The sequence below is a fragment of the Ereboglobus sp. PH5-5 genome, from assembly GCF_029504805.1.
Classification (GTDB): Bacteria; Verrucomicrobiota; Verrucomicrobiia; order Opitutales; family Opitutaceae; genus Ereboglobus.
In genome coordinates this window covers 1-24,724 of the sequence record NZ_JAQFIT010000002.1, presented here as the reverse complement: position 1 = coordinate 24,724, position 24,724 = coordinate 1, and the positions used below count along the sequence as shown (strand labels likewise).

Sequence of the window (24,724 nt, the reverse complement as noted above, 5' to 3'; positions counted from 1 at the left end):
CGACCGGCGTTATATTATAATATAATTATTAAGAGTGTTCTTATGAATAAAATGAAACGGCTTTGGGCATGGATTGTCGCCGCCGCGCAATGGGTGTGGGGCAGGTATCACGCGCATCTGCCGTGGTGCGCGGGATTGTTCGCCATCGTGATGAGCCTGTTTTGCTGGCACCTGTTTTCAAAGGATGTCGTGTATTCGAAACCGGGCACGGATGTTTACAGCCAGTATATATATCAGCAGCACTTTCTGCACTCCGAGGCCACCCGCGATCTTCCGATGACCCCGGCGTGGAAGGAAATCCCGCCGTTCAACCTTCCGCTTTGGAATCCCTACACCTACGGCGGGCATTCGTTTGTGGGCGACTCGCAGGCGGCGTTGTTTTATCCGCCCACTTGGTTCGTTTCCTTTTTGCCGCCGACCGCGGCGATCAACGTGCTGATGGCGTTTCACACATTTGTCATCGGACTCGGCCTCTACATGTGGGCGGCGTGGCGCGGGCTCAGGCCCGCCGCGGCGTTTGTCGGCGGGGTGCTCGCCATGCTCGGCGGCACGTATTTCATGCACGTTTACGCGGGGCACATGTCGAATCTCGGCTCGATGGCGTGGGCTCCTTTTGTGTTCTGGGGCATTGACGGATGGATGCGCGCGCATCGCTTCAAGTGGATCGTGCTCGCCGCGGGCGCGGCCGCGCTGCAGATCTACGCGGGCCACGCGCAATACGCATATTACACGGCGATCACGGCCGGCGTGTATTCGCTCATATTTCTCTGGCAGGCGGAGCGGCGCATGGCGACGGTTCTCGGCCTGCTGGCCATTTATCCCCTGGCCGCCATTTTTTCGGCGATGCAATTGCTTCCCTCCTACGGCGCGATGATGGAGTCGGTGCGCGCGGGCGGCGCCGGGCTTGAGTTTGCAAAAATGTTCGGCCTGCCGCCGGAAAACCTGCTCACCACAATCGCGCCGTGGTTTTACGGCGGCACGGAAAAGGTCATGTATTGGGGGCGCTGTTATCTTTGGGAGATGCAATTATACATGGGCGTGGCCGGGCTTGCGTTTGCCGCGTTCGGCGTCGGCGGATTCAAAATGAACGACCGGCTGCGCTGGATCGGCCTGCTTGCCGCGGTGCTGTTGCTCGCGTTTGGCAGCAATGTTTCGGCGTTGTATAATATATTGTATAAGATGGTGCCGTTTTATTCATCCTTCCGCGGCGCGTCGAAGTTTGTGTTTTTTGCCGGACTGTTCGGCTCGTTGCTGGCGGCAATGGGCGTCAACCGGCTGCTCAACAAGGAAAAGCCGGGCGTCGGCTGGGGCGCGGCCTGGCTCGGCCTTGGCGCGGGCTGCGTGCTGGCGGGGATTTGGATGGGCACGGACGGCGCGCTGGAAAGTTGGAAGTCGATATTGAACTCGATGATCGATTCGAATGAAAGCTACCTGCACAAAAACTACTGGGTGCAATCCGGAGTGATGGAGGCGGGAGTGGCGACGAGCGCGCTGGCGCTGCGAATCGGCGGGGGGCTGCTCATGGTCGCGGGCGCGTTGTGGCTGGCGGCGCGCAAGGTTCCGCAGGTGGTCTGGGCGCTTTGCCTGATGGCCGTCGTGGATGTGTATATTTTCGCGTATAAAAACCTGCCGAGCTTCAAGGTTTCCGAAATACACGGCATGCAATTGCAGGAGTTTTTTGCGAAAAACGATCCCAGGAGCGGCTATCGCGCGCTAAACCTGATCGCGCCGATGTCGGGCATGATGTGGCGCTCGGAAGGCATATGGGGCAACGAACCCTCGGTGCTTAAACGCTACTCGGAGTTCATGACATTTACGCAGGGACTGAACCCGGATGGCGCCACGCAAAACCTGAACATCACGAGAATTGACCAGCGATTGTTCGGCCTGTTGCGCTGCCGCTTTATTTTCCATCCCGAGGGCAATAATATAAAGGCGACGCCGATCGCGCCCGAGGCGATGGGACGTTTTTATATCGTGTCCAATTACGAGGTGATGAAGTCGCGCGACGAGATATTCAAGGCGCTCGCCAATCCCCAGTTTGATCTCAAGCATAAGGTAATACTCGAGCAGGAGCCGAATCCGAAACCCGAGCCGCAATCGGTCGAATACACCGTGCGCCTGCTCGGCGCCTCAACCGACCAGTGGACGCTGGAGGTGACCTGCAACCGCGCCACGATGCTCGTGATGACCGATCCGTGGTCGCGCGATTGGCGCGCGGTGACATTGCCCGGCAGCGTGCAAACGAACTACGACGTGCTTCCGGCGAACTACATATTGCGGGCAATCCCGCTCGCCCAGGGGCGCCATGTGTTTCGCATTGAATATGTGCCGTGGGGACTGGCCACCGGCAAAAAGGCCACGTTCGCGGGCATTGCCTTTGCGGTGTGCCTGCTGGCGTTTCCCTCGTGGCGCAAAAAACTGCGCATTGAGCCGCCGGAAGCGGAGTAGCCTGAGCACCACGAGTCCGGCGGTTTGCGGCTACAAATGCTCGATGCTCCACTCGACGCTTTTGTCCGGACCGATGGTCAGCCAGCCGAAGCTTGGAGGATGGCCCCCGCGCGGCAGTGAAACGCTGCCGGGATTCAGCCAGCGAATGCCGTCGATCACCTGGTCGCGCGGGATGTGCGTGTGCCCGTGCAGAAGAATGTCGCAATACTCACGCGGCAGATCCGGGGGTGGAGCGTGGACAAGCTGGCAGCGCATGCCGTTGATTTCGCGGCGGAGCGAGGTGGGCCACGGATAAAAATCGCAGTTGCCCTGCACGACATGCAGCGGCGGCCCGATCAGCGAGAGCTCGTCGAGAATGGCGGGCGCGGAGACATCGCCGAGGTGCCAGATCTCATCGGCGCCTTGGATGCGTTGCGGCAAATGCGGCGGGTAGCGGTCGTGTGTGTCGGATATGACGGCGATGCGCATGGGTGGATGAAAGGAGTCGGGTGCAGGAGTCAGGAGGATGAATCCGGCGCTCCGGTCGCTGGATTTTTGTTTTTCCTTGGGAGTGCTTCGTATTTGAGCGCTTTGTTTGCCTGGTTGAAATTGGCGACAATTTGATTGCTGCGTTGCATGCATGTCGAGAGGTCGAATGCCCGGTCGTCCTTCAGTCGTGTGTTGAAGTCGGCCCAAGTTTGGCGGCTTTCATCCAAGGCCGTGATGAGGAGCTTTTGTCGTTTTGCTGTAATTTGATCGGGATTAAAACGCGGCGACGAGGTTTCCTCCAGAAGCTCTCGGTAGGTTGGGATGAGGCTGGAGTCGATCCAGTTGGCGAGCTCCCTTGTGTTGTTGTCGGAGGCAAACTTTTTCAGCACGCCATTGCGCGAGGTTCCAAGCGTGTTGAGCTTATTGAGGATCGAAGCCTCCTTCGTTCCCCACGCGAGCTCGTCGGTGACCGAATAGTTAAAACGCGGCGTGAGTTTTATGCCGCCAAAAATCAGCGCTGTAAGAAGCAGGCCCGCGAGGCCGAGCGTTTGCAGTCGGCGGATGCGGCGCAGGCTCAGGTCGAGCGGTTGCGCGAGCGCCGCGCCGAGAATGACGCCGCCCGCGAAACCGCCGATGTGCGCCGCGTTGTCGATGCCCGTCACAGCGGCGCCGAAGGCGATGTTATAGACGGCGAATGTGGCGGTGCTTTTCATGATCGGCTTGTAAACGGTCGCGGGAAGACCGCTGCGCATCCTGAGCATGTAGCCGAGGATTGCGCCGAAGACGCCGAAGACCGCGCCGGACGCGCCCGCGCTCCATGTCTGGTCGCCGTGCCAGATGATGCTTGCGAAGCCGCCCGAAAGCCCGCTGGCGAGATAGATGAGCGCGTAGATGAAGCGGCCCTGCAACTTTTCAAGAAACGCGCCCGCCTGATACAACGCCCACATGTTCACGGCGATGTGGATGATGCCGTAGTGCATGAACATGCACGTGAGAAGCCGCCACCATTCGCCGTTGGTCGTGGCCGCGCCGTTGTTCGCGCCGTATTTTATATAGACGAGCATCCCGTCCTCCGCGGGCATGAACCAGCCCGCGCCGAGAAAACCCATGACAATAAACACGGCAATGTTCAGCGCGATGATGACGTTCGTGACGGAGAAGCGCGGATTGTGGTGCGCGGAAACTTGCTGGAGTCGCTGGTAGAATTCGACGTGCCTGCGATGCTCGGCGCGCGCGTGCGCGAGCTGCTCGGCGGTCGGTTCTGGAGGCGGATTGTGGCTGCTGTGCATTGATGGGTGGCGTTGCATACGCGCGCGCGGGCGAGATCAGCAGCGGATTTTTACCGAGCGGCCGTGGGCGTCGAGTTTTTCCATCGCGGCGAAATGGCTCGTGACTTCGTTGCCTTTTTTCACGCTCGCGGGGGCGTAGCGGACGATGCTTGTGCGGCGCATGAAATCCGCCGTGCGCAGGCCGCTCGAAAAGCGCGCGGTGCGCGCGGTCGGGAGCACGTGGCTCGGGCCTGCGGTGAAATCGCCGAGCGCGGTCGGGGTGTGATTGCCGAGGAAGATCGCGCCGGCGGTTGTGATTGCGCGAAGGAGTTTTTTCTCGGCGGCGGGCTTGGTGATGATTTCGAGGTGCTCGGGCGCGACGTAGTTGGCGATGTCGGCGATTTGGTCGGGCGAGGGCGCCTCGATGGCTAGGAATCCGCCGGTCAGGACGGCCTGCGTTTTTTCCGAGCGGGCGATCAATTTGAGCTGTGATTGGATTTCCCCGGAGATGGCGTCGATGATTTTTTGTGAGGTGGCGACGAGGTAGATTTTTTCGCGTCCGGAGCCGTGCTCGGCCTGGGCGAGGAGGTCGGCGGCCACGAAGTCGGCGCGCGCGGTGTCGTCGGCGATCACCATGAGCTCGCTGGGGCCGGGGAGCGAATCGACGCCGACGGTGCCGAAGACCTGGCGCTTGGCCTCGCAGACGTAGGCGTTGCCGGGGCCGAAAATTTTGTCGACGGCGGGAATGGTTGTCGTGCCGTAGGCCATTGCGCCGACGGCTTGCACGCCGCCGATGCGGTAAACTTCGTCGACGCCGGCGATGTGCAGCGCGGCGAGCAGGGCGGGGGAGACTTTGCCGGAGGGATCGGAGGGGGTGAACGCGGCGATTTGCGGGCAGCCGGCGATTTTTGCCATCGTGGCGGTCATGAGCACGGTGGAGACGAGCGGGACTTGTCCGCCGGGGATGTAGAGGCCGACGCGGCGGATGGGGTCGAATTTTTCGCCGACTTCCGCGCCGTGCTTGTTTTTTGCCGTCCAGTTTGCGGGGAGGTTTTTGCGATTGTAGGCGAGGATGTTCGCGTGCGCGGCCTCGATTGCCTTGCGCTCGGCGGCGGGCAATTTTTTAGCGGCGTCGGCGATGAGCGCGGGTTTGACGAGGAATTCCTTGGCGCGGAGTTTGGCGCTGTCGAATTTCGCGGCGTAGTAGGAGACGGCTTCGTCGCCGCGCGCGCGGATGTCGGCGAGGATGGCGGCGACGCTGGCGGCGATTTCGGGCGAGGGTTCGGCGGCGCGACAGAACGCGGCAAGTTCGTCGGCGAAGGTCTTGGAGGTGGCGGAGAGGGTGTGCATAAATGCGGAATGCGGATTTCGGAATGCGGAATGAAGGGCGCGCAAGCGGCCTGCGAAGGTTGGGTTAGAAGGCGATTCGGCGGAGACGCGGGACGAGATCGAAATGCGTGTCGTCGCTGAGAACGGGCATGTTTAGTTCCCACGCAAGGGCGGCGATCCATGCGTCATTTTGCGGAATGGGGGTGCCGACCTTTTTTAGGGCGTGACGGATTTCGGCGTAATGAAATGTTGTTGTTTCGGTAATGGAAAGCGTGACGCAGTCGCGGGCAAAGGCTGCGAGGTGCGTCTCCCATTCGCGTTTTTTGCGACTTCCAAGCAGTCCAAAACGAAACTCGCCAAGCACGATCACCGGCAGATGCGGGACGCCGGCCATTTCTTCAAATTTTTGGACGACCTTCGGGTTGCCCTCGAAAAAGGCCGAGAGGGCGTTTGTGTCCAGTATCATGATTCGTCCTCAATTTGCTCAAATTCGGCGGCGATGGCGGAGCGGATTTTTGCAAGCTCCGCGGGGCTCGACTTGAAGGCGCCGGCATGGCGCATCCACGGCTTTGCGTTGCCGCGGCGCATGTCCTCCGCGACGCGGCTTTCCACTGCAAGGGTGACGTAGGAGCCGAAGGTTTGTCCGTTGCGCATTGAGATGGCCTTTGCTTTTCGGAAAACAGTGTCCGGTATTTCGAGTGTGGTTTTCATGGGGCACAACCTGCCCATAAATATGGGTGCGGCAAGAATTGTTTTTCATGGTCCCAATAGGACCACTGGGACGGATAAGACCGATAGGACTGATTGGGCGGTTGCGATGGTGCTGGTGTTTGGCGGTTTGGCGCGGGAGCGCCCAATCGAAAATCGAGAATCGAGAATCGAAAATCCCGCTCACTCCCACTCGATCGTCGCGGGCGGCTTGGAGCTGATGTCGAGGACGACCCGGCTCACGCCGCGGACTTCGTTGGTGATGCGGTTCGAGATTTTTTGCAGGAGCTCGTTGGGGAGCTTGGCCCAGTCGGCGGTCATGGCGTCGATCGAATCAACGAGGCGCAGCGCGATCACGTCGGCGTAGTTGCGCTCGTCGCCGATCACGCCGACGGATTTCACGGGCAGATAAACGCAGAAGGTTTGCCAGATTTTGTAATAGAGTCCGGCGTCCATCATTTCCTCCTGGAGGATGGCGTCGGCTTCGCGGAGGACGTCGAGGCGTTCCTTGGTGATGTCGCCGACGACGCGCACGCCGAGGCCGGGGCCGGGGAAGGGCTGGCGCCAGACCACTTCCTTGGGCAGGCCGAGCTTGGTGCCGACTTGGCGGACTTCGTCCTTGAAGAGCTGGCGGAGCGGCTCGACGAGCTTGAACTTCATGCGCTCGGGCAGGCCGCCGACGTTGTGGTGCGACTTGATCATGGCGGCGGGGTTGCCGCCGATGGCCATCGACTCGATGACGTCGGGATAGATGGTGCCCTGGCCGAGGTATTCGATGCCTTCCCGGGTTTTGAGTTCGCGGACTTTTTTCTCGAAGACTTCGATGAAGGCGCCGCCGATGATTTTGCGTTTGCGCTCGGGGTCGTTGACGCCCTTGAGGCGCTTGAGGAAGAGTTGCGAGGCGTCGACGATGCGCAGGTCGATTTTGAAATGCTTGGCGTAAAGCTTCTCGATGTTTTGCGTTTCGTTTTTGCGCATGAGGCCGGTGTCAACGTAAACGCAGGTGAGTTGTTTGCCGATGGCCTTGTGGAGGAGCGCGGCGCACACGGAGGAATCGACGCCGCCGGAGAGGGCGAGGAGCACGCGGCCCTTGCCGACTTGGGCGCGGATTTCGGCGACGGCCTGCTTGATGAAGTCGGCGGTGGTCCAGTTTTTCGGGGTGTTGCAGATGCCGAAGAGGTAGTTGCGGATGATGTCCATGCCGTGCTCGCTGTGCGAGACTTCGGGGTGGAACTGGATGCCGTAGAAGTTGCGCTTGGTGTCCTGCACGACGGCGAACTCGGAGTTTTCGGTGCGGGCGACGGCGGTGAATCCGGGAGGGAGCGCGATGAGGCGGTCGCCGTGGGAATTCCAGACGCGGAGCTTGCGGGGGAGGCCGGCGAGGAGCGGGGATTTTTTGCGGATGGCGAGCGTGCCGAGGCCGTATTCGCGGTGTTTGCTGCGGGCGACTTTTCCGCCGAGGAGCCTGCCCATGAGTTGCACGCCGTAGCAGATGCCGAGCACGGGGACGCCGAGCTCAAAGATGGCCTTGTCGGGCATCGGGGCGTTGGGGGCGAAAACGGAGCTGGGGCCGCCGGAGAGGATGATGCCGGTGACGCCGTCGGCGCGGAGTGTCTCGGCGGGCGTGGCGAAGTGGTAGATCTTGGAGTAAACCTGGCACTCGCGGATGCGGCGGGCGATGACTTGCGTGTATTGTGAACCGAAATCGAGGACGGCGATGGTTTGGATCATGGGTGGCGTGTGGCGTTCGTGGGCGTTCTGTTTGTGTGGAAAAGCCGTGCAGATAATCGGGCGGGCGGGTGAACGGCAAGGGCGGAGTTTGTGTTGTTAAAAAAATGGACCCGGGCGTAATCTTTTTGGACGAGATTTCTGTTCTCGCCTTGGTTTGGATTTTCCACACTTTTTCATGTTTTCATTTCGGCAACCGCCTTCAGGGGCGGTTGCCGCTTACCTTAACAAACGCACATAAACCCACCAGCACCACCCTCCGGATTCGCGTCCGGGCATAATCAAAATGAGCACACTTGATATAGTTCTGTTCTTTGTCGCAGTTATCTCAGTCATTGGCTTTGGCACTTGGAAAGGCATCGCCAAAAGCAAGAACGAGCCGAAAGGCGCCAGTTCCTACTTCCTCGCGGGGCGCGGGCTGACCTGGTGGCTTGTGGGTTTTTCGCTGATCGCGGCGAATATTTCCACCGAGCAATTTGTCGGGATGTCCGGTCAGGCGGCCGACTGGCTGGGCCTGGCGATCGCCTCTTATGAGTGGCTCGCGGCCGTGACGCTTGTGGTGGTGGCGTTTTTGTTTCTGCCGAAACTTTTGCGCGCGGGCATCTACACGGTGCCGGAATTTCTCGAACATCGCTACGGCGTGCTTTCGCGGACAATCATGGCGATCGTGACCATGGTCATCCTCGTGGGCGTGCCGACGGCGTCGGTGATTTTTGCGGGATCGAAGGTCATCACGGTGTTTTTCCAGGGCACGACGATTCTCGGGCTCGACATAGGGAACATCACCGTGTCGTGCTGGATTATCGGAATAAGCGCGGCGGTTTATGTGTTTGTCGGCGGTTTGCGCGCGTGCGCGTGGACCGACTTGATCTGGGGCTCCGCGCTCATCGCGGGCGGCGCGCTCGTGCTCGTGCTCGCGCTCAGCGCCATCGGACAAAAAGACCCCGCGGAACTGATCGCCACGAAGGTGGCCACGTCCGATGTGACGGTGGCGCAACTCGCCGACGCGGGGCCGATCGAACGCCTCACGTTGCTCAATTCCGGGGCCGCGATGCCGGGCGAAAACGGCGCGGGCGGCAAATTCCACATGGTGCGTCCGGCGTCGGACCCGGCGGTGCCGTGGACGGCGCTGCTCATCGGCCTGTGGATTCCGAACTTTTTCTATTGGGGGCTCAACCAATACATCATGCAACGAACACTCGGCTCAAAGTCGCTCGCCGAGGGACAGAAGGGCATTATGTTCGCCGCGTTTCTCAAGCTGCTCATTCCGTTCGTGGTGATCATTCCGGGCATTCTCGCATTCAACCTCTACAGCGGGGACTTGCGTGAACAGGCCGACATCAAGAACAAGCAGGTGCTGGTCGAGTTCCAGTCGGGCAAATCGGAGAAGGTGTTTCCGTTCACGGAAAACTTTGCGAAACGCGACACGGCGACGGCGCTTGCGCTCGCCTCGCACAACGCCGCGAAGGCGGGCGCGCCCCTTGAGGTCGGCGCCGCCCCGACCGCGACCGAGATTTTTGCGGCCAACACAAACCTGGTGGCGGCGGCGAACAAGAAGGGCGTGAGTTCGGCGACAAAAATTGTCGGATACGACTATGACGCGGCCTACGGCACGCTGTTGAAAAATTTGCTGAAACCGGGCTACACATGGTTCGTGCTCGCGGCGCTGTTCGGCGCGGTCGTGAGCTCGCTCGCGGCGATGCTCAACTCGGCCTCGACGATCTTCACAATGGACATCTTCCACAAGCTGGCTCCGCGGGCCAACGAGAAGGTGCTCGTGAACGTCGGCAAGGCCTGCACGCTGATCTTTGTGGGAATCGCGTGTGTCATTGCGCCGGGATTGGGCAGTCCGAAATACAACGGCATATTCACCTTCATCCAGGAATTCCAAGGCTTCATCAGCCCGGGCGTGCTCGGCGTGTTTTTGTTTGGATTTTTGGTGCACAAGGCCCCGCGTTATCTCGGCTGGCTCGGCATCGTCATCAACGCGGCGCTTTATGGCGCGCTCAAGATATTCACGCCCGAAATCGCGTTTCTCAACCGCATGGCGATCTGCTTCGGGGTTGTCATCGCGGTGCTCGCCATCTGCACGCTCGTGAATCCGTTGAAGGAGCCGGTGAAGATGCCCGTGAACACGGCGATCGCGCTGGAGACCTCGCCCGGCGTGAAAAAAGTCGGCATCGGCATCGTGCTGCTCACAATCGTGCTCTACATCATCTTCTGGTAAGCGCGATAAACGCGTCAGCACTGACGCTTGAACTTAAAAAAAGACCGGGTTTGCGCCCGGTCTTTTTTGTGTGTGGAGGCTTCTCCGTTTTCGATATGCCAAGCGCCAGGGGATTCCGGCGGCAGTCCGCGCTACGTCGCATCATCTGCTCTCAGGTCTTTGTTTCTTTTCAAACGTGTCATAAAGCGCGGGCAATAGAATCAGCGTCAGGAATGTCGCTGTTATGATTCCGCCGATGACGACTGTGGCGAGGGGACGTTGCACTTCGGCGCCGGGGCCGGTGGCCAACGCCATCGGGAGGAAGCCCAGGCTGGCGACGAGCGCGGTCATCAACACGGGGCGCAGGCGCGTGAGGGCGCCTTCAATGGCCGTGTCGCGGACGCTCAGGCCTTCGGCGCGGAGGGTGTTGAAATGGCTCACCATCATCAGGCCGTTGAGGACTGCCACGCCGCTCAGGGCGATGAAGCCGACGCCGGCGCTGATCGAGAATGGCATGTCGCGGAGCCAGAGCGCGAAGACGCCGCCGGTGACGGCGAGCGGGATGCCCGTGTAAACGAGCAGCGCTTGCCGGAGGCTGCCGAAGGCGATGAATATGAGGACAAAGATGATTGCGAGCGCGGCGGGCACGATGATCGCGAGGCGGGCGCGGGCTTGTTGCAGGTTTTGGAAGGAGCCGCCAAACTCGATCGTGTAGCCGGGGGGGAGCTTGATTTCGGCGGCGATTTTTTGCTGCGCCTCGCGGACGTAGCTTTCCACGTCGCGGCCGCGGAGGTTGACCATGATCGCGGCGCGGCGCTGGCCGGACTCGCGGGTGATGGCGGCGACTTTTTCAGTGACGACGAGGTCGGCCACCTGGCCGAGCGTGAGGAGGGTGTCGGGCGATTCGGCGCGGAGCGGGATGCGCAGGATTTCCTCGGTGCGGGAGCGGATGTCGTCGGGGACGCGCACGACGATGGGGATGCGGCGGTTGCCTTCGATGACCGTGCCGACGTCGGCCCCGGCGAGCGCGGTTTCGATGGCGGCGTTGAGTTCGGAGGCGTGGATGTTGTAGCGCGCCATGGCGTCGGGTTTGAGTTTGATTTCGAGGAGCGGGGATTTGCCGAGCGAGTCGAATTCGACGTCGGCGGCGCCGGGGATGGCTTCGAGGATTTCGCGCGCCTCGGTGGCGATGTGCTCGATTTGGTCGTAGTCGTCGCCAAAGACTTTCACGGCGATGTCGGCGCGCGTGCCTTCGAGGATTTCGTTGAAGCGCATTTGGATGGGCTGGCTGAAGAGGTAGGCCTGGCCGGGGATGGCGGTTTCGAGCGCGGCGGTGAGTTGCGCGGCGAGGTCGGACTTGGAATGCGGAGTGGGGAGTGCGGAATGCGGAATTGGCGCGCTGCGCGCGTCCGGCGACCTGGAGACCGCCGTTCCGTTCCATTGGTCGAAGGGTTTGAAGAAGATGTAGGTGTCGGCGACGTTGACGCCCATGGGGTCGGTGGCGACTTCCTGCGTGCCGATGCGCGAGAAGGTCGTGGTGATGCCGGGGAATTGCTCGAGGATGATTTTCTCGGTTTTTTCCTGCATGGCGACGGAGGCGTCGAGGCCGATGCTTGTGGTGCGGATCATGTGCGTGGCGAACGAGCCTTCGTCGAGTTGGGGGATGAACTCGGCGCCGAGGTTTTTGAAGGTGTGCGCGGCGAGGGCGAAGAGCGCGATCGACGCGGCGACGATGAGCCAGCGGAGGCGGAGCGCGAGCGCGAGGAGCGGGCGGTAGGCGGCCTTGAGGGCGCGGATGACGAGGTTGTCCTTGTGCGAGATGTTGCCTCGGAGGATGTGGCTGCTGAGCACGGGCATGAGCGTGAGCGTGAGGATGATCGCGCCGATGAGCGCGTAGATGACGGTGAGCGCCATGGGCTTGAAGGTCTTGCCTTCGATGCCGGTGAGCGAGAGCAGCGGGATGTAAACGATGGTGATGATGAGGACGCCGAAGAACGCGGGGCGTCCGACTTCCTTGGCGGCGGAGAGGACGGTTTGGTTGCGCTCGGCGGCGTTGAGCGGGCGTCCGATTTCGTGCTGCCGGAGGCCGAGCCGGCGAACGATGTTTTCAACCATGACAACGGCGCCGTCGATGATGAGGCCGAAGTCAACCGCGCCGAGGCTCATGAGGTTGCCGCTGAGGTTGGTCTCGACCATGCCGGTGATGGCGAAGAGGAACGAGAGGGGGATGGCGAGCGAGACGATGAGGGCGGCGCGGATGTTGCCGAGCAGGAGCAGGAGAACGACCACGACAAAGATCGCGCCGTAGGTGAGGTTGTGCGCGACGGTGTTGATGGTGCGGTCAACGAGTTCGGTGCGGTCGTAAACGGTGATGATTTCGACGTTGTCGGGGAGGCGCGGGCGGAGTTCGTCGATTTTTTCGGCGATGCGGCGCGCGACGATGCGGGGGTTTTCGCCGGTGAGCATGAGGGCGGAGCCGAGCACGGCCTCGCGTCCGTTGTGCGTGGAGGAGCCGGTGCGGATCGAGGAGCCGATGGCAACCTCGGCGAGGTCGGAGACGAGGAGTGGGCGCGAGGCGAGTCCGCGGAACTTCACGGGCAGGCGAGCGATGTCGTCGGTGGTTTGCACGCGGGAATCGGCGCGGATGATGATTTGCTCGCCGCCGATTTGCACCGCGCCGCCGCCGGCGTTTTCGGTGTTGGCGGCGATGATGTCGGCGAGTTCGGCGGTAGTGATGCCGGCGGCGAGAAGCGCGTCGGGGCGCGGGTAAACGAGGATTTGTTTTTCGTAGCCGCCGGAGGCGTTGACTTCGGCGATGCCGGGGACGGAGCGCAGGGCGGGTTTGATGACTTGGTCGTGGAGGAGTTTGAGCTCCATGAGTTGCTCGGGGCGCGTGGCGGGGATGGGGGAATGCGGAGTGCGGAGTGCGGAGTGCGGAATGGGTTGTGCGGGTTGAGTGGCATGGGTGACTCGACCGTGTTCAGGATGTTTGTGGGATGCAGACATGGCCGGGTCGGCCATGCCACCCGACCCGCCCGAGCCCATGGGCGAGTCGCCCATGCCACTCAATCCGGCGGCGTCGTGTTTGTAATCGACAACGTAGTAGTAGATTTCGCCGAGGCCGGTGGTGATGGGGGCGAGCTTGGGCGCGAGGCCGGGGGGGAGCGACTCGGCGGCGTTGGCGAGGCGTTCGGCGACGAGCTGGCGGGCGCGGTAGATGTCGGCAGAGTCCTCGAAGACGATCGTGATTTGCGAGAGGCCGAACTTGGAGAGCGAGCGCATTTCGCGCGCGCCGGGGATGCCGCTCATTTCCATTTCGATGGGAAAGGTGACGAGCTTTTCAATTTCCTCGGGCGCGAGGTTTTTGACTTCGGTGTTGATCTGCACTTGCGTGCTGGTGATGTCGGGCACGGCGTCGATCGGCAGGCGGTTGACGAACCAGAGTCCGGCGAGAAGAAGCGCGAGCGCGCCGAGCAAAACGAGCGGGCGCTGGCGGAGGGAGAATTCGAGGATGCGATTGATCATTGGGAAAAAGGAGGGAAAAGGAGTCAGAATACAGGAGTCAGGAGTCAGAATGTAGAAAGCCGGAGGCGAAGGCAGGAGGCTTGGTGGTTTGTAGCTGTCTCCTGACTTCTGACTCCTGCATTCTTTTTTTAGTGCGAGTGTCCGCCGCCTTTGGTGAGGCGGAGTTCGGTGAGCCAGAGTTGTTCGACGGCGGTGGCGGCGACGGGGGCGTCGGGCGCGAGGCCGGAGATGATTTCGGTGTGGGCGCCGTCGGTCATGCCGAGCACGACGGGCGTGCGGCGGTAGTGGCCGTCGTGATAGAGATACGCGAAGGTGCCTTCTATGGTTCGAAGCACGGCGGTGTTGGGAATGGTGAGTTTTTGCTCGGGCGGGCCGATCAGCGGAATGGCGAGGCTGTCGCCGATGTCCGTGCCCGGAGAGGCGGCGGACTTGGCAGTCTGCGCCATGTTGTGAATGTCGGCGAGCGCGAGGGTGACTTCGACTTGGCCGGTGGCGTGCGTGAGGGCGCGGTTAACGGCGAGGATACGCACGCCTTCGTGCGGGTGATCCTGCATGTCGTCGGCAACGGAGGGCGGGACGAGCGCGGTGACTTGCACGGGCGGGCCGGCGTCGACGACGGTGGCGTTGAGCATGACGCGGTGCGCAAACGGGCGCGTGACAATGCGCGTGGTGGCGAGGTTGATGGCGTGCGCCGTGGCGTCGTCGAACTTCAGGCCGGTCTTTTCGTCGTAGGTGACGTTGGTGCTTTCGGACGCGCCGTGCGAATGTCCGTGCGAGTGGCCCGCGTGCGGATCGCGTTTTTTGGCGGGCGCGTGATCGTGGGCAGCGTCGGGGACGACGCTGTCAGCACGCGGGACGCGTGCGGTCCCCTTTGCGGTGGTGGCGTGCGCGGGGTGATCGTGATTTGCGTGGTCGTGTTTGTGGCCGGAGTGATCGTGATCGTGTCCGGCATGAGCGTGGTCGGCGTGCGGGTCTTTTTTTGCGGGGGTGCCGTGCGCGGCGTGATCATGAGCATCGTGGTTGTGATCGTGATCGTGGGCTGCGTGGTTATGCCCCGCGTGGTCGTGATTATGATTATCGTGTTGGTGTTTGCTGTGGTCGTGGCCCGCATGGTCGTGGGCTGAGTGATCGTGCCCCGCGTGGTCGTCGTGGCGCGAGCAGGAGGTGGCGAAGGCGAGGGCGGCGAGAAGCGTGATGGCGAAAAAAATGGGGCGCGACTTTGTCACGTCCGGCGGCTGAAAGCCGCCGCTCCTTGCGCTGGCGTGGTTCGTGGATGTTTTCATTCTACATTCTCCATTTTCATTCTTCATTTGGAGTTCGCGCCGCCTAGCGGCACGAGTTTCAGGCCTGTGAGTTCCTCGAGGCGAAGGGCGGCTTCGAGGGCTTCGTTGCGCGTGTCGAGGAGCGATTCGACGGCGTCGAGATAACTGTTTTGCAGTTCGATGTAGGTGGAGATGGGAACGGCTCCGAGGCGGTAGTGGCGGTCGGCGAGCGCGGCGGCTTCGCGGAATTTTGTTATCGTGTCGGGTTTCCATCGCGCGGTTTCGGCGAGTTTGGTTTGGAGGGTTTGGGCGGCGAGAAGCACGTCGCGGTCGAGTTCGCGCTCGGCGAGGCAGGCGGCGGCCTCGGCCTGGCGGCGGCGCGACTCGGCTTCGTTGACGGCGGCGCCGGAGCGTCCGGTGACGGGGAGCGGGATGGAAAGGCCGATGCCGAAGGAGCGCTCGGTGCCGTCGGCTTTTTCCTGCGAGTAGTAGGGGCTCACGGCGATGCCGGGGTAGCGTTCGTTGCGGGCGAGGCGGACGGCGTAGCCTTGTTGCTCGAGTTCGACGCGGCGCATGCGGTATTCGAAGTTGTTTTCGCGGGCGGCGGCGAGGAGGGCGTTGCGCGCGGGCGGGGCGGCGAGCGCGGCGGCGTAATCGTGCGGGGCGTCGATGCGGAGCGGGGCGTCGGGCGCGGCGCCGCGAAGCTGGTTGAGCTCGATGAGCGCGGCGTGGAGCGCGAGATCGGCCTCGGTGGCGCGGCGCTGGAGCGTGAGCTCGGAGGCTTCGATGACGCGCGTGTCGAGGAGCGGGGTAAGGCCGGCGGGATCGCGGGCGAGGAATGTTTCCTTGAGCGCGGTGAAGCGGTCGGCGACTTCGCGGATGGCGTCGGCGCGGGTGGCGGCGGAGTGCAGGCCGGTGGCGAGGACGCGCGCGCGGGCGGTGAGCGCCTGGTCGAAGCGCGCGAGGCCGAGCTCGGCGAGGGTGATGTCGCGGCTGGCGATGGCCTTGCGGAGCGGGAGGCGTCCGGGCCAGTCGAAGGTTTGCGTGAGCGAGACGGACCACGCGGCGCCTTCGCCCGCGAGGGAGCCGTCGGACGCGCGGACGCGCGTGCGCCCGAGTTCGACGGAAAGCTCGGGATCGGCGAGGCGCGTGGCGGCGCGCGCGCTGGAGCGGGCGGCGGAAATCTCGGCCTCGTAGAATGCGCGCTCGGGATTTTTCGCGCTGATCTCGGTGATGAGCGCGGGGATGGTTGTGGCTTCCGCGGCGGGAGCGCCGCGGAGAAGGGTGAAGGGTGAAGAGTGAAGGGTGAAAAGGAGGGCCAGGGCGATGTGCGGGATGTGCTTCATGTTGTGTGTTTGTTGTAGTTGAAAAATGGATACGGAATGGGGGAGGGCTTCGCATGGGCGCGCGCGGCGGCGTCGCGGGCGAGGCGTCGGGATGGGAGGAGCCTGTCAATCCGCGCGGGGATTGATCAGGCGAGGGAGGCGGCGGGGGCGCGCGACACGGGCGCGGTGCGTTCGGTGAAATGTCGCGAGGGTAACCAATCAGGCGGATCGGAAGGAAAGGCGGGGGGCGGGCTCGCGAAAACGCAAAGCGCGCCTGACGGGGCGGAAAGTGTTTCGATGAGGCAGGCGCACGCGTCGCGGGCCGAAGGCGCGGGGGCGTTGAGGTTTTCGGCGGTGTCGAGCCAGGAGGAGAACTCGACGAGCACGCAGGTGTCGTGCGCGTGCTGCGTTGTGTCGGTGTGGCGGTCGCAACCGGTTTGGTGGTCGTGATCGATGACGTGCGCCTCGATGAGGCCGATTGCATCGAGCATGCAATGCTGCGTCGCCGGCAGCCAGAGGGCGGCCATGAAGAGGGCGATGCATTTCACGAGGGGTCGCATGAGGCGTGGAAGTTGTCGCGGTTGGCGGGGCTTTGTCAAGTTGCGGCTTGGGTGTGTCGTGCTTTTGGGTGGCTCATTTTTTGCGGCAGCTGATTGCAGCTTTTCTTTTTCCGGCACAATTCCGATTTGCTGATTGTCGGAAGGATGTTCTCCTTTTGATCAACCTCTCACCACCATGAAACACAAAAGCCTCTTTATTGCCCTGCTCCTCCCGGTTTGTCTCAATGCCCAAGGCTCAATCGCCTCCGGCGAAAGCGTGGAAATCAACGCGCCCTACGCAACCAAGTATCCCGCCCGCAATCTCGGTTCCGACGTTCCCGCGTCCAACGCGCCGATCAGCCTTATCAAGCCAGCCGATGCGCTTGTCCTCCACTTCTCGCTATTCAACAACTCTGGCAAACAGGAAATCCGCAACAAGGATCTCTCCGCCACGCTTGACGCCATTGTCGCTGTCATTTCCAAAACGCCCGGCCTTCGCATCGAAACCCGCGAGGTTCGCCTCGCCGGAGCCGACCGCAAATACATCTCCGTTTCCAGTTCCGCCACCACCTCATCGACGCAACTGGCCATTTATGCCGATCTCACGTCCGAACATCGTCCTTATGATCGCGCCAAGCAAATCCGCGCCCTCCTCGACACTGTCAGGTTTGCCGGCGACACGACGCTCAACGATGGTCCCGCGATGCTCTTTGTCCGTAATCCCGCCAGTTATCGCAGAGAACTCCTCGATGCCATTTTTGCCGATATTGCCTACCTTCAGAAAAAACTCGGCGATGGCTTTGAAATTCTCCCCACCGGACTCGACCAGCCCATCAAAATTCGCGCCGCGTCCGAATCCGAGATCGAGTTATACATCAGCTACAGCTTCACCATCCGCTCCCTCCGAAACATTCCCGCGAGAGTGGGATGTCCTGTTGCACCGTTGAAACAATAGCGGGTTGGGAGCGGCCAATCGAAGAAACACGGTGATGGTCGCACCCGCACCCTTTGATGACGTGAAATCGTGAAATCCATCGCGGGCTTGCAAAGCGTGGATCGTTTGGCAGCGTTCCCTGCACAACGGCAATGGATTTCTGCCGCCCCGTTTCGGGGAAACCGCCGGTCGCGAGACTTGCTGATGATTCCTACTTGGCATTCTCATTGCATACAAAAAGGAATCTCTCATGGCACTCTACTTTTGGATAGCTCTCGGCAGCGCGATTGGCGGATTGGCGCGATTCGCGCTTTCCGGTTTTGTCGCGCACCATGTCGGTGAAACGTTTCCGTGGGGCACGTTTATCGTCAATGTGAGCGGCTCGTTTCTGATCGGATTTTTCGCAACAATCACCGCTCCCGACGGACGGTTTCTGGTCGGGAGCACGGCGCGCCAGTTTGTGATGACCGGCATTTTCGGGGGCTTCACAACGTATTCGTCGTTCAGCCTCCAGACGCTTGCGCTCGCCCGCGAAGGCGAGTGGTTTCACGCCGGAGCCAACGCCACGCTCACGTTCGTGGTCTGCTTTCTGGCCGTGTGGCTCGGTTATGTGTGCGCGACTGCGTTCAACAGTCTGAAATAAGTTCACGCCGTGCCCGATGGGGGCGACTCTTATTTGGCCGGCTCGGCTTGCGGCGCATCGGCGGGCGGAGTGCCTTTGTCGTTGGTTTGTTCGACGGTCTTTTCCTCCGTGGGCGGATAGGCGACTCGCGAATGCAGCATGTTCAGGAGCGTGAGGACAAAGCTGTTTCTGATTTTGTTCAGGTCGGCAAATGTCAGCGGCGCGTTGTCGAGCTGGTCGTCTTCCATGCGATCCTTGAAAATCTGGTCGATCAACTCGCCCAAGTGTTGCGGCGTGACCTTGCGCATCGAGCGCGAGGCCGCCTCGACACCGTCTGCCAGGAGGATGATCGCGCTTTCCTTGAATTGCGGACGCGGGCCGTCGTAACGATAAGTGGACTCGCTCACCGGAACGGGGTCGAGGCCGGGCGAGTTTTGCATCGCAAACGGCGGGCGCGTGACAACCACGGGCGGGGTTGTTCCCCCGTGATGCGGAATCGGCGAGGCGGAGCCGCTGGCCTGGTAGCGTTTTTCACCGAGCGCGCGATGATAGAAAAAGCGGATCAGGCTCGTGCCGTGGTGCTGCTGGATGACGTCGATGACCGCGCGCGGGAGCTTGTTTTTGATTGCGAGGTCAACGCCGTCCTTCACGTGCGCCTTGATGATGAGCGCGGAAAGCGAGGGGTTGTTTTCGTCGTGCGGGTTGGCGCGGTCGCGCTGGTTTTCCGTGAAGTATTCGGGTTTGTTCGTCTTGCCGATGTCGTGGAAGAGCGCGCACACGCGGGCGAGCAGCGGATTGGCGCCGATGGCGTTGGCGGCGTTTTCCGCAAGCTGCGCCACGACGAGCGAATGGTGATAGGTGCCGGGCGCCTCCATTTGCATGCGCCGGAGGAGCGGGTGATTGTAGTCGGTAAGCTCGAGCAGCGTGATGTCGGTCGTGCGTTGAAAAAGCGTTTCGATGATCGGCAGCAAGCCGACGACGATGACGCCGGTGATGACGCCGTTTATCAGGCCCGTGAGTATCTGGCGGGGCACGGTGAAATCGGGCCCCAGGAATGACTGCTGGTCGATGATGCCGAAGAGCAGCGCGAAGCACGAAACGGCGATGCCGCCATAAAGTGCCGCGCGCATGATGCTGCTGCGGCGGCGGACGTGGCGGCATTGGTAGGTGGCGATGATCGACGCGAAGAAGGTGAGCACGAGCACGTCGAGCCGGTTTCCGTAAATGACGCTCGTGAACACGGAGATCAGCAGCGCCATGAAAATGGCCGAGCCCGCGTCGATGAGAATCACGACAATGATTGGCGCGATCGCGGTTGGCGCCAGATACGGCAGGATTGATGCCGCCTCCGAGTGGTGCATGAAATACGGCAGCTCGCTCAACCAATAGGTGACCCGCACAAGGGCGAGGTTGAAAACGACAACGAGCGCGAGGAGCGCGAGGCGTCCGTTGCTCTGGAGCGTCTCGGGGTCCTCGATGCGCATGTAGATGGCGCATGCGAGCACCATCGCCAGCACCACGAGTATGCGACGTAGGAATTGCATGTCGGCCGAGCTGCTCTCGGTGTTGTGCTCAAGCTGGTAGGCGCGATAGGCCTCGAGCATTTCGTGCTGTTCGGATGTCACGCGCTTGCCGTTTTCGATGATGATCTGCCCTTTCTCAACGTGGACGACCGGCGAGGGCATTTTTATCGTGGCCTCCATCTTGAGCGCCTCGGTGGCAACCTCGTCGAAGCGGATGTTGGGCGCGAGGCCGTTGTCGAAGATGCGCGCGATTGTGTTGATCGTCCTGCGCCGCAGTCCCTCGCTGGCCAGGCTTACGCGCAATTCGCTGCGCGCGTTTTCAAGCGTGCGCACGGTGCGCTCCACGCTTTCGCCGCCGGGGCGCGTTATTCGCAGCAGCGTGGATGTGCCGTCGGACGCCGTCATCATGGCAAGCGCATTGTCCTGAATGCCGTCCTTGCAGATTTCGCGCAGTGTTTGCAATGCGGTCTCGGCGATCTCGCGGCGCCGGTTGGCGTCGCCGATGTCGAGCAGCGTCCGCACCTCCGCCGCCGTGGTGTTGTAGGGGCCGCGGGCGTTGAATGCGACCAGGAGCGCGTTGAACGACGCGGTGCGCACGGGATTCTCGGCGCCCTCGGGCGGGTATCTTTTTTCAAACGTGTCCAGGTCCGCCAGCAAGTCCTTGATCGCGGCCTCGAATTTTCTGAGCGGCTCGTCGTCGAGCTTGTAAACGCGGGGCACGCGGTTGCGGATTTGCTCGCGCGTGAGCTCGGCCTGTTGGTGGCTCACGTAATCAAACGCGACGTTTGCGGTGATTTGCACCCCGGCGACCTGGTTCGGGTAAATCGGAATCGAGCTGCTGTTGATTCCCACGTAGCTGATGAACACGATTGAGGACGCCGTCGCGATGAGGATCAACGTCGTGACGAGCCTGTGGGTTGCGAGGAATTTCCAGACGCGCGAGTTGACGAGAGTCTTGCGTTTGCGCGGCTGCTGGCCACCACCTGGAAGGGTGCGTAGAGTATCAATCAGAGACATGAATGCGGTATGATTTCTTGAAACATATTTGAAAACAACCGTCCGCAATTAGAAGAAACACGCGCGATTTAGCTAGGTTAATTGTGCGCTTAATTATTCCTCGGCGATTGCGGCATCTGGTTTGCAATAAACAATCGTGACGCAAAACGAGCCCGGTTTTTTTTCGGACGAGATGTTTTGAACGGGATTAACGGGTTTTCGCCCGAGTCACGTCACTTCACTTCCAAGTCCACGTATTTCCACGGGTAGTTGTCCAGGAACGTGGTGCGGAAATTCTTTACCCGCGGGGAAATGATTCTCGCGTAGGTGTAGAAATAAATCGGCATGATCGGCAGGTCGCGCAGCAGCATTTTTTCCATGCGCTGGTAGATCGCATAACGCTCCTTCTGCGTCTTCGCCTCGAGCGCCGCGTCGAGCATGCGGTCGTATTCGGCGTCGCCCCAGTTCGTGTTGTTGTTGCCGCCGCCCGTGCGCCACAGGTCGAAAAACACATGCGGATCGACATAGTCCGCGATCCACCCCGCGCGCTGCACCTGAAAGTTCATCGTCTTCTGCGAGTCGAGATACACCTTCCACTCCTGGTTATAGAGGCCGATTTCGACGCCGAGGTTTTTGCGCCACATCTGCTGCAGCGCCTCCGCGATGATGCGGTGCTTCTCAAGCGTGTTGTAAAGCAATTCGGTTTTTGGAAACCCCTTGCCGTTCGGATAACCCGCCTCGGCCAGCAGTCGTCGCGCCTCGGCGATGTTTGCCTTCAACGCCGCGTCCGGCGCCGGCGTGTAACCCGCCACATCCGGCGGCACAATCGTGTAGGCCGGTTTTTCGTCGGCGAGCGTCACGTATTTCACCAGCCGCTCGCGGTTGATCGCTAGCGCAAACGCGCGCCGCACTCGCACATCGTCGAACGGTTTGCGCTTTGTGTTGAAGCGATAAAAATAAACGCCGCAGTAGGGATCGATGCGCAGGTGCGAGTCGGGCGAGCGTTTGTAGGAGGGGATTTTTTGCGGCGGAAAATCGTAGGTGATGTCGAGCTGTCCCGCGCGATACATGCGCTCCTCGTTGTCGGATTGCGTGACGGGATAAAAATCAATGCCGTCGAGTTTCACCGTTTCGCGATCCCAATATGTGGGCGAGCGCCGTGTTGAAATAATCTGGTTCTGCTTCCACTCCGTGAGCACAAACGGGCCGTTGCCGACGAGATTTCCCGGACGCGTCCAGCGCGAACCCTTTGCGTCCACCGGGCCGAATTTTTCAATCACCGAAAGCGGCACCGGAAACCACGCGTAATGCGTGAGCGCGCTCAGAAAAAACGGCGCGGGCCTCTCGAGCGTAAGCACGAGCGTGCGCTCGTCGGGCGCGCGCGCGCCGACGGTGGAAAAATCCCCCGTTTTTCCCGTGTAGTAATCCGTCGCGCCCTTGAGCAGAAAAAGCATGTAGGCGTATTCGGTGGCGAGCTTGGGCGACAGCATGCGCGCATACGAACGCACGAAGTCGTTTGCCGTGACCGGCTCGCCGTTCGACCACTTCGCGTCCGCCCGCAAATGGAACGTGTAAACAAGCCCGTCGTCCGACACTTCCCAGCGCTCCGCCACGCCGGGAATCACGCCCAGGTCGTCGGGCGAATTGTTCACCAGCCCCTCGAACAAGGCGCTCACCAGGCGGTGCTCCACGCTTCCGGAAATCACCTGCGGATCGAGGTCCTGCGGCTCGTCGCCATTGCCAGCGCGAAGGATTTTTTGCTGTCCCGCCGCGGACACGGCAAAACAGACTGCGCTCAAACAGAGAAGGAGGATGCGATGGAGGTTCATGCGTAGTAAAGATACAGATCAAACAAAACGATCATGACCATGAAAAGGGCAATCGCCAGCCTCGCCGCCATGGAAATGCCGTAACCCACGCCCGCGCCAAACCCGGACTTTAACGAGCTTTCCAAGCCTTTCCTCGCAAAAATAATTTCCGCGACAAACGCCCCGATGACTGGCCCGAGCAACAGGCCGAACGGCGCGAAAAACAGGCCGACAATTCCGCCCACCGCCGCGCCGAACAGACCCCACCGCGTCGCGCCGGCCCATTTGGCGCCGACGAGTGTTCCAAGGAAATCCACCACGCGCTCCAGAATCGCGCAAACCACCAGTGCCACAATCGTCCACCACGACAGCACGTCGGGCAGAATCAACTTGTGGATGAGCGCGCCGACCACCGGCAGCACCGCGCCCGGCACCACGGGGATGAGCGCGCCAAACGGTCCGCAGACCAATCCGATCACGAGCGCGCTCCAAGCGAGAATTTCCAATGTGATTTGCATGTCGATTAATTCAAACAGTGGCGCGTTTTGGCGCGCGTTTGTGTTTTGGCGGACGCGCGCAAACGGACTCGCGCAAACAGCGCCCTTATTTCAACAAAAACCTCACTGCCGCGAAGTAGCCCTCCAAGCCGAGGCCGCTGATCATGCCGGCGCAAGCGGGCGCGGTCAGCGATGTGTGGCGGAATTCCTCGCGCTTGTAGATGTTTGAAATGTGGACTTCGACCGCGGGCAAATGCGCGCCAAGAAGCGCGTCGCGCAAGGCGACGCTCGTGTGCGTGTAGGCGCCGAAGTTGACCACGAGGCCGTCGAACTTTGCGTCGGCGAACGCGGCGATTTTGCCCACGATTTCGCCCTCGATGTTGGATTGGAAAAACTCAAGCGCGGCCTTGCCGTCGAACTCGGCCTGCAGTTGCCGCGCGAGCTGGTCGAGGGTGGTGGAGCCGTAGATTTCCGGCTCGCGTTTGCCGAGACGGTCGAGGTTGGGGCCGTTAATGATGCCGATTTTTTTCATGATAAAAAATGTTTGTCGCGGTAAGGCGAAGTCTCCGGCTGGACCGCGATGCGCGAAACGGCGCAGCCGGAGGCTTCGCCCTACCTTGAATGCTCGTATTTCACAATGGGTTGTCCGTGGCGATGAATTTCCACGGGAGGCCGAAGCGCCCGGAGAGCTCGGCGGCGAGGGCTTTCACGCCGTGCACCTCGGTGGCGTAGTGGCCGCAGAGGTAGAGGTTGAGTTTTTGCTCCTGCGCGACGTTGAACCATTCCTCGCGGAGCTCGCCGGTCACGAGCGTATCGACGCCGGCGGCGGCCAGTTCGCGCATGGCGCTGTTGCCGCTGCCGCTGCAAAAGGCGATGGCGCGCGGTTTGGTTGAGCCGTATTCAATGGCCGTCACGCGCGGATAGAGTTTTTGCAACTGCGAGCGCAGCGACGCGCGCGACGCCTTGTGCGCGGCGATCCAGCCGACCGGCTCGCCGTCGTGCACCATGAACGGCGTGTCGGGCGCGAGGCCGAGCTGGCGCGCGAGCAGGGCGTTGTTGCCGATCTCGGGATGCGAATCGAGCGGCAGGTGCGACGAGTAGAGCGCGCAGTTGGCGCGCATGAGCGTGGAAACGCGCTCGTAAACGGGGCCGGTGATCGGGCGGGGCATGTCCCAATACATGCCGTGGTGCGCGATGAGAAAGTCGATGCCGGCGGCGGCGGCCTTGCGGAACGGCGTGATGCCGGAGTCGACGATGGCGCCGATTTTGGTGACGCGCCCGTCGTTGGCGAGCTGGAGTCCGTTGAAGGCGCCGGGCGCGTCATTGAACGCGGCGCGGCGCGTTCGTTCGTCACAATAGGCAACCAGTTCGTGGAGTGTGGGCATGCGGGTAATGTTGGCTGGCGCGGCGCGGCCTGCCAAGTCTGCATCGCGAGAGGCCCAGAAAGACCCATAGACATGTTGACCCGGGGCAACGGCCCGGAAGCAAAGCAAAAGTCAACACCATGAAGCTCCAATCATTGCGAGTGCTTGGCA

At 61.5% G+C, this 24,724-nt stretch carries 19 protein-coding genes and 1 riboswitch; of the genes, 4 read left to right on the top strand and 15 right to left on the bottom strand.

Features of this window, described 5'->3' with window-relative positions; genetic code table 11:
* The first annotated feature begins 51 nt into the window (after nucleotides 1-51).
* Complete coding sequence (locus M2103_RS01330) at nucleotides 52-2,451, top strand: hypothetical protein (RefSeq protein WP_277508248.1); 2,400 nt, start codon at nucleotides 52-54, stop codon at nucleotides 2,449-2,451.
* Between the two features lie 30 nt (nucleotides 2,452-2,481).
* On the opposite strand, the gene M2103_RS01325 is transcribed toward M2103_RS01330, so the two are convergent.
* The 6 genes from M2103_RS01325 to guaA form a co-directional block, all read right to left on the bottom strand.
* The gene (locus M2103_RS01325; protein ID WP_277508247.1) at nucleotides 2,482-2,919 is read right to left on the bottom strand and encodes a metallophosphoesterase; all 438 of its coding nucleotides are present in this window, start codon (nucleotides 2,917-2,919) and stop codon (nucleotides 2,482-2,484) included.
* A 29-nt stretch (nucleotides 2,920-2,948) separates the two neighbouring features.
* Nucleotides 2,949-4,208: a rhomboid family intramembrane serine protease gene (locus M2103_RS01320; protein ID WP_277508246.1), complete on the bottom strand. Its 1,260-nt coding sequence runs from the start codon at nucleotides 4,206-4,208 to the stop codon at nucleotides 2,949-2,951.
* A 36-nt stretch (nucleotides 4,209-4,244) separates the two neighbouring features.
* A complete protein-coding gene (gene hisD / locus M2103_RS01315) occupies nucleotides 4,245-5,537 on the bottom strand; it encodes a histidinol dehydrogenase (RefSeq protein ID WP_277508245.1) in 1,293 nt (430 codons plus the stop codon).
* A 64-nt stretch (nucleotides 5,538-5,601) separates the two neighbouring features.
* Nucleotides 5,602-5,982, bottom strand: coding sequence for a type II toxin-antitoxin system VapC family toxin (locus M2103_RS01310; RefSeq protein WP_277508243.1), 381 nt, complete (start codon nucleotides 5,980-5,982; stop codon nucleotides 5,602-5,604).
* Nucleotides 5,979-6,227: a hypothetical protein gene (locus M2103_RS01305; protein WP_277508242.1), complete on the bottom strand. Its 249-nt coding sequence runs from the start codon at nucleotides 6,225-6,227 to the stop codon at nucleotides 5,979-5,981. Before M2103_RS01305 ends, M2103_RS01310 begins: the two co-directional genes overlap by 4 nt.
* 180 nt (nucleotides 6,228-6,407) lie before the next feature.
* Entirely contained in the window at nucleotides 6,408-7,955 is a 1,548-nt protein-coding gene (gene guaA, locus M2103_RS01300; RefSeq protein ID WP_277508241.1) for a glutamine-hydrolyzing GMP synthase, read from the bottom strand.
* Nucleotides 7,956-8,238: 283 nt separating this feature from the next.
* On the opposite strand from guaA, the gene M2103_RS01295 reads away from it, so the two are divergent.
* On the top strand, nucleotides 8,239-10,179 hold the full coding sequence (locus tag M2103_RS01295; RefSeq protein WP_277508240.1) for a sodium/solute symporter: 1,941 nt from the start codon (nucleotides 8,239-8,241) through the stop codon (nucleotides 10,177-10,179).
* 141 nt (nucleotides 10,180-10,320) lie between these two features.
* Here M2103_RS01295 and M2103_RS01290 read toward each other — a convergent pair whose 3' ends face one another.
* The 4 genes from M2103_RS01290 to M2103_RS01275 form a co-directional block, all read right to left on the bottom strand.
* Nucleotides 10,321-13,683, bottom strand: coding sequence for a CusA/CzcA family heavy metal efflux RND transporter (locus M2103_RS01290; protein WP_277508239.1), 3,363 nt, complete (start codon nucleotides 13,681-13,683; stop codon nucleotides 10,321-10,323).
* Nucleotides 13,684-13,811: 128 nt separating this feature from the next.
* Nucleotides 13,812-14,966 carry a hypothetical protein gene (locus tag M2103_RS01285; RefSeq protein WP_277508238.1) on the bottom strand — a complete coding sequence of 385 codons (1,155 nt, stop codon included), beginning with the start codon at nucleotides 14,964-14,966 and terminating at the stop codon, nucleotides 13,812-13,814.
* Nucleotides 14,967-14,989: 23 nt separating this feature from the next.
* Complete coding sequence (locus M2103_RS01280) at nucleotides 14,990-16,291, bottom strand: TolC family protein (protein WP_277508237.1); 1,302 nt, start codon at nucleotides 16,289-16,291, stop codon at nucleotides 14,990-14,992.
* Nucleotides 16,292-16,416: 125 nt separating this feature from the next.
* Nucleotides 16,417-16,830, bottom strand: a complete 414-nt coding sequence (locus tag M2103_RS01275; RefSeq protein ID WP_277508236.1) for a hypothetical protein — start codon at nucleotides 16,828-16,830, stop codon at nucleotides 16,417-16,419.
* Between the two features lie 175 nt (nucleotides 16,831-17,005).
* On the opposite strand from M2103_RS01275, the gene M2103_RS01270 reads away from it, so the two are divergent.
* Nucleotides 17,006-17,764, top strand: coding sequence for a hypothetical protein (locus tag M2103_RS01270; protein ID WP_277508235.1), 759 nt, complete (start codon nucleotides 17,006-17,008; stop codon nucleotides 17,762-17,764).
* A gap of 118 nt (nucleotides 17,765-17,882) precedes the next feature.
* Nucleotides 17,883-17,964, top strand: a riboswitch (Fluoride riboswitch).
* A gap of 29 nt (nucleotides 17,965-17,993) precedes the next feature.
* Entirely contained in the window at nucleotides 17,994-18,386 is a 393-nt protein-coding gene (gene crcB, locus M2103_RS01265) for a fluoride efflux transporter CrcB (protein ID WP_277508234.1), read from the top strand.
* A gap of 29 nt (nucleotides 18,387-18,415) precedes the next feature.
* On the opposite strand, the gene M2103_RS01260 is transcribed toward crcB, so the two are convergent.
* From M2103_RS01260 to M2103_RS01240, 5 genes are all read right to left on the bottom strand, one after another.
* Nucleotides 18,416-20,905, bottom strand: a complete 2,490-nt coding sequence (locus M2103_RS01260; protein ID WP_277508233.1) for an HDIG domain-containing metalloprotein — start codon at nucleotides 20,903-20,905, stop codon at nucleotides 18,416-18,418.
* A 212-nt stretch (nucleotides 20,906-21,117) separates the two neighbouring features.
* On the bottom strand, nucleotides 21,118-22,713 hold the full coding sequence (locus tag M2103_RS01255; protein WP_277508232.1) for a peptide ABC transporter substrate-binding protein: 1,596 nt from the start codon (nucleotides 22,711-22,713) through the stop codon (nucleotides 21,118-21,120).
* Complete coding sequence (locus M2103_RS01250) at nucleotides 22,710-23,210, bottom strand: DUF456 domain-containing protein (protein WP_277508231.1); 501 nt, start codon at nucleotides 23,208-23,210, stop codon at nucleotides 22,710-22,712. The genes M2103_RS01255 and M2103_RS01250 overlap by 4 nt, the downstream gene beginning before the upstream one ends.
* Nucleotides 23,211-23,295: 85 nt before the next feature.
* On the bottom strand, nucleotides 23,296-23,721 hold the full coding sequence (gene aroQ / locus M2103_RS01245; RefSeq protein ID WP_192881133.1) for a type II 3-dehydroquinate dehydratase: 426 nt from the start codon (nucleotides 23,719-23,721) through the stop codon (nucleotides 23,296-23,298).
* Between the two features lie 100 nt (nucleotides 23,722-23,821).
* Nucleotides 23,822-24,574, bottom strand: coding sequence for a Nif3-like dinuclear metal center hexameric protein (locus tag M2103_RS01240; RefSeq protein ID WP_277508228.1), 753 nt, complete (start codon nucleotides 24,572-24,574; stop codon nucleotides 23,822-23,824).
* Nucleotides 24,575-24,724 lie beyond the last annotated feature (150 nt).

What these genes read in the sequence shown, in the direction of transcription:
- M2103_RS01285 (WP_277508238.1), bottom strand. Translation starts at nt 14,966, where the DNA reads ATGAAAACATCCACGAACCACGCCAGCGCAAGGAGCGGCGGCTTTCAG.
- M2103_RS01260 (WP_277508233.1), bottom strand. Translation starts at nt 20,905, where the DNA reads ATGTCTCTGATTGATACTCTACGCACCCTTCCAGGTGGTGGCCAGCAG.
- M2103_RS01255 (WP_277508232.1), bottom strand. Translation starts at nt 22,713, where the DNA reads ATGAACCTCCATCGCATCCTCCTTCTCTGTTTGAGCGCAGTCTGTTTT.
- M2103_RS01325 (WP_277508247.1), bottom strand. Translation starts at nt 2,919, where the DNA reads ATGCGCATCGCCGTCATATCCGACACACACGACCGCTACCCGCCGCAT.
- M2103_RS01330 (WP_277508248.1), top strand. Translation starts at nt 52, where the DNA reads ATGAAACGGCTTTGGGCATGGATTGTCGCCGCCGCGCAATGGGTGTGG.
- M2103_RS01310 (WP_277508243.1), bottom strand. Translation starts at nt 5,982, where the DNA reads ATGATACTGGACACAAACGCCCTCTCGGCCTTTTTCGAGGGCAACCCG.
- crcB (WP_277508234.1), top strand. Translation starts at nt 17,994, where the DNA reads ATGGCACTCTACTTTTGGATAGCTCTCGGCAGCGCGATTGGCGGATTG.
- M2103_RS01280 (WP_277508237.1), bottom strand. Translation starts at nt 16,291, where the DNA reads ATGAAGCACATCCCGCACATCGCCCTGGCCCTCCTTTTCACCCTTCAC.
- M2103_RS01295 (WP_277508240.1), top strand. Translation starts at nt 8,239, where the DNA reads ATGAGCACACTTGATATAGTTCTGTTCTTTGTCGCAGTTATCTCAGTC.
- M2103_RS01270 (WP_277508235.1), top strand. Translation starts at nt 17,006, where the DNA reads ATGAAACACAAAAGCCTCTTTATTGCCCTGCTCCTCCCGGTTTGTCTC.
- M2103_RS01320 (WP_277508246.1), bottom strand. Translation starts at nt 4,208, where the DNA reads ATGCACAGCAGCCACAATCCGCCTCCAGAACCGACCGCCGAGCAGCTC.
- M2103_RS01275 (WP_277508236.1), bottom strand. Translation starts at nt 16,830, where the DNA reads ATGCGACCCCTCGTGAAATGCATCGCCCTCTTCATGGCCGCCCTCTGG.
- aroQ (WP_192881133.1), bottom strand. Translation starts at nt 23,721, where the DNA reads ATGAAAAAAATCGGCATCATTAACGGCCCCAACCTCGACCGTCTCGGC.
- M2103_RS01240 (WP_277508228.1), bottom strand. Translation starts at nt 24,574, where the DNA reads ATGCCCACACTCCACGAACTGGTTGCCTATTGTGACGAACGAACGCGC.
- M2103_RS01290 (WP_277508239.1), bottom strand. Translation starts at nt 13,683, where the DNA reads ATGATCAATCGCATCCTCGAATTCTCCCTCCGCCAGCGCCCGCTCGTT.
- guaA (WP_277508241.1), bottom strand. Translation starts at nt 7,955, where the DNA reads ATGATCCAAACCATCGCCGTCCTCGATTTCGGTTCACAATACACGCAA.
- hisD (WP_277508245.1), bottom strand. Translation starts at nt 5,537, where the DNA reads ATGCACACCCTCTCCGCCACCTCCAAGACCTTCGCCGACGAACTTGCC.
- M2103_RS01250 (WP_277508231.1), bottom strand. Translation starts at nt 23,210, where the DNA reads ATGCAAATCACATTGGAAATTCTCGCTTGGAGCGCGCTCGTGATCGGA.
- M2103_RS01305 (WP_277508242.1), bottom strand. Translation starts at nt 6,227, where the DNA reads ATGAAAACCACACTCGAAATACCGGACACTGTTTTCCGAAAAGCAAAG.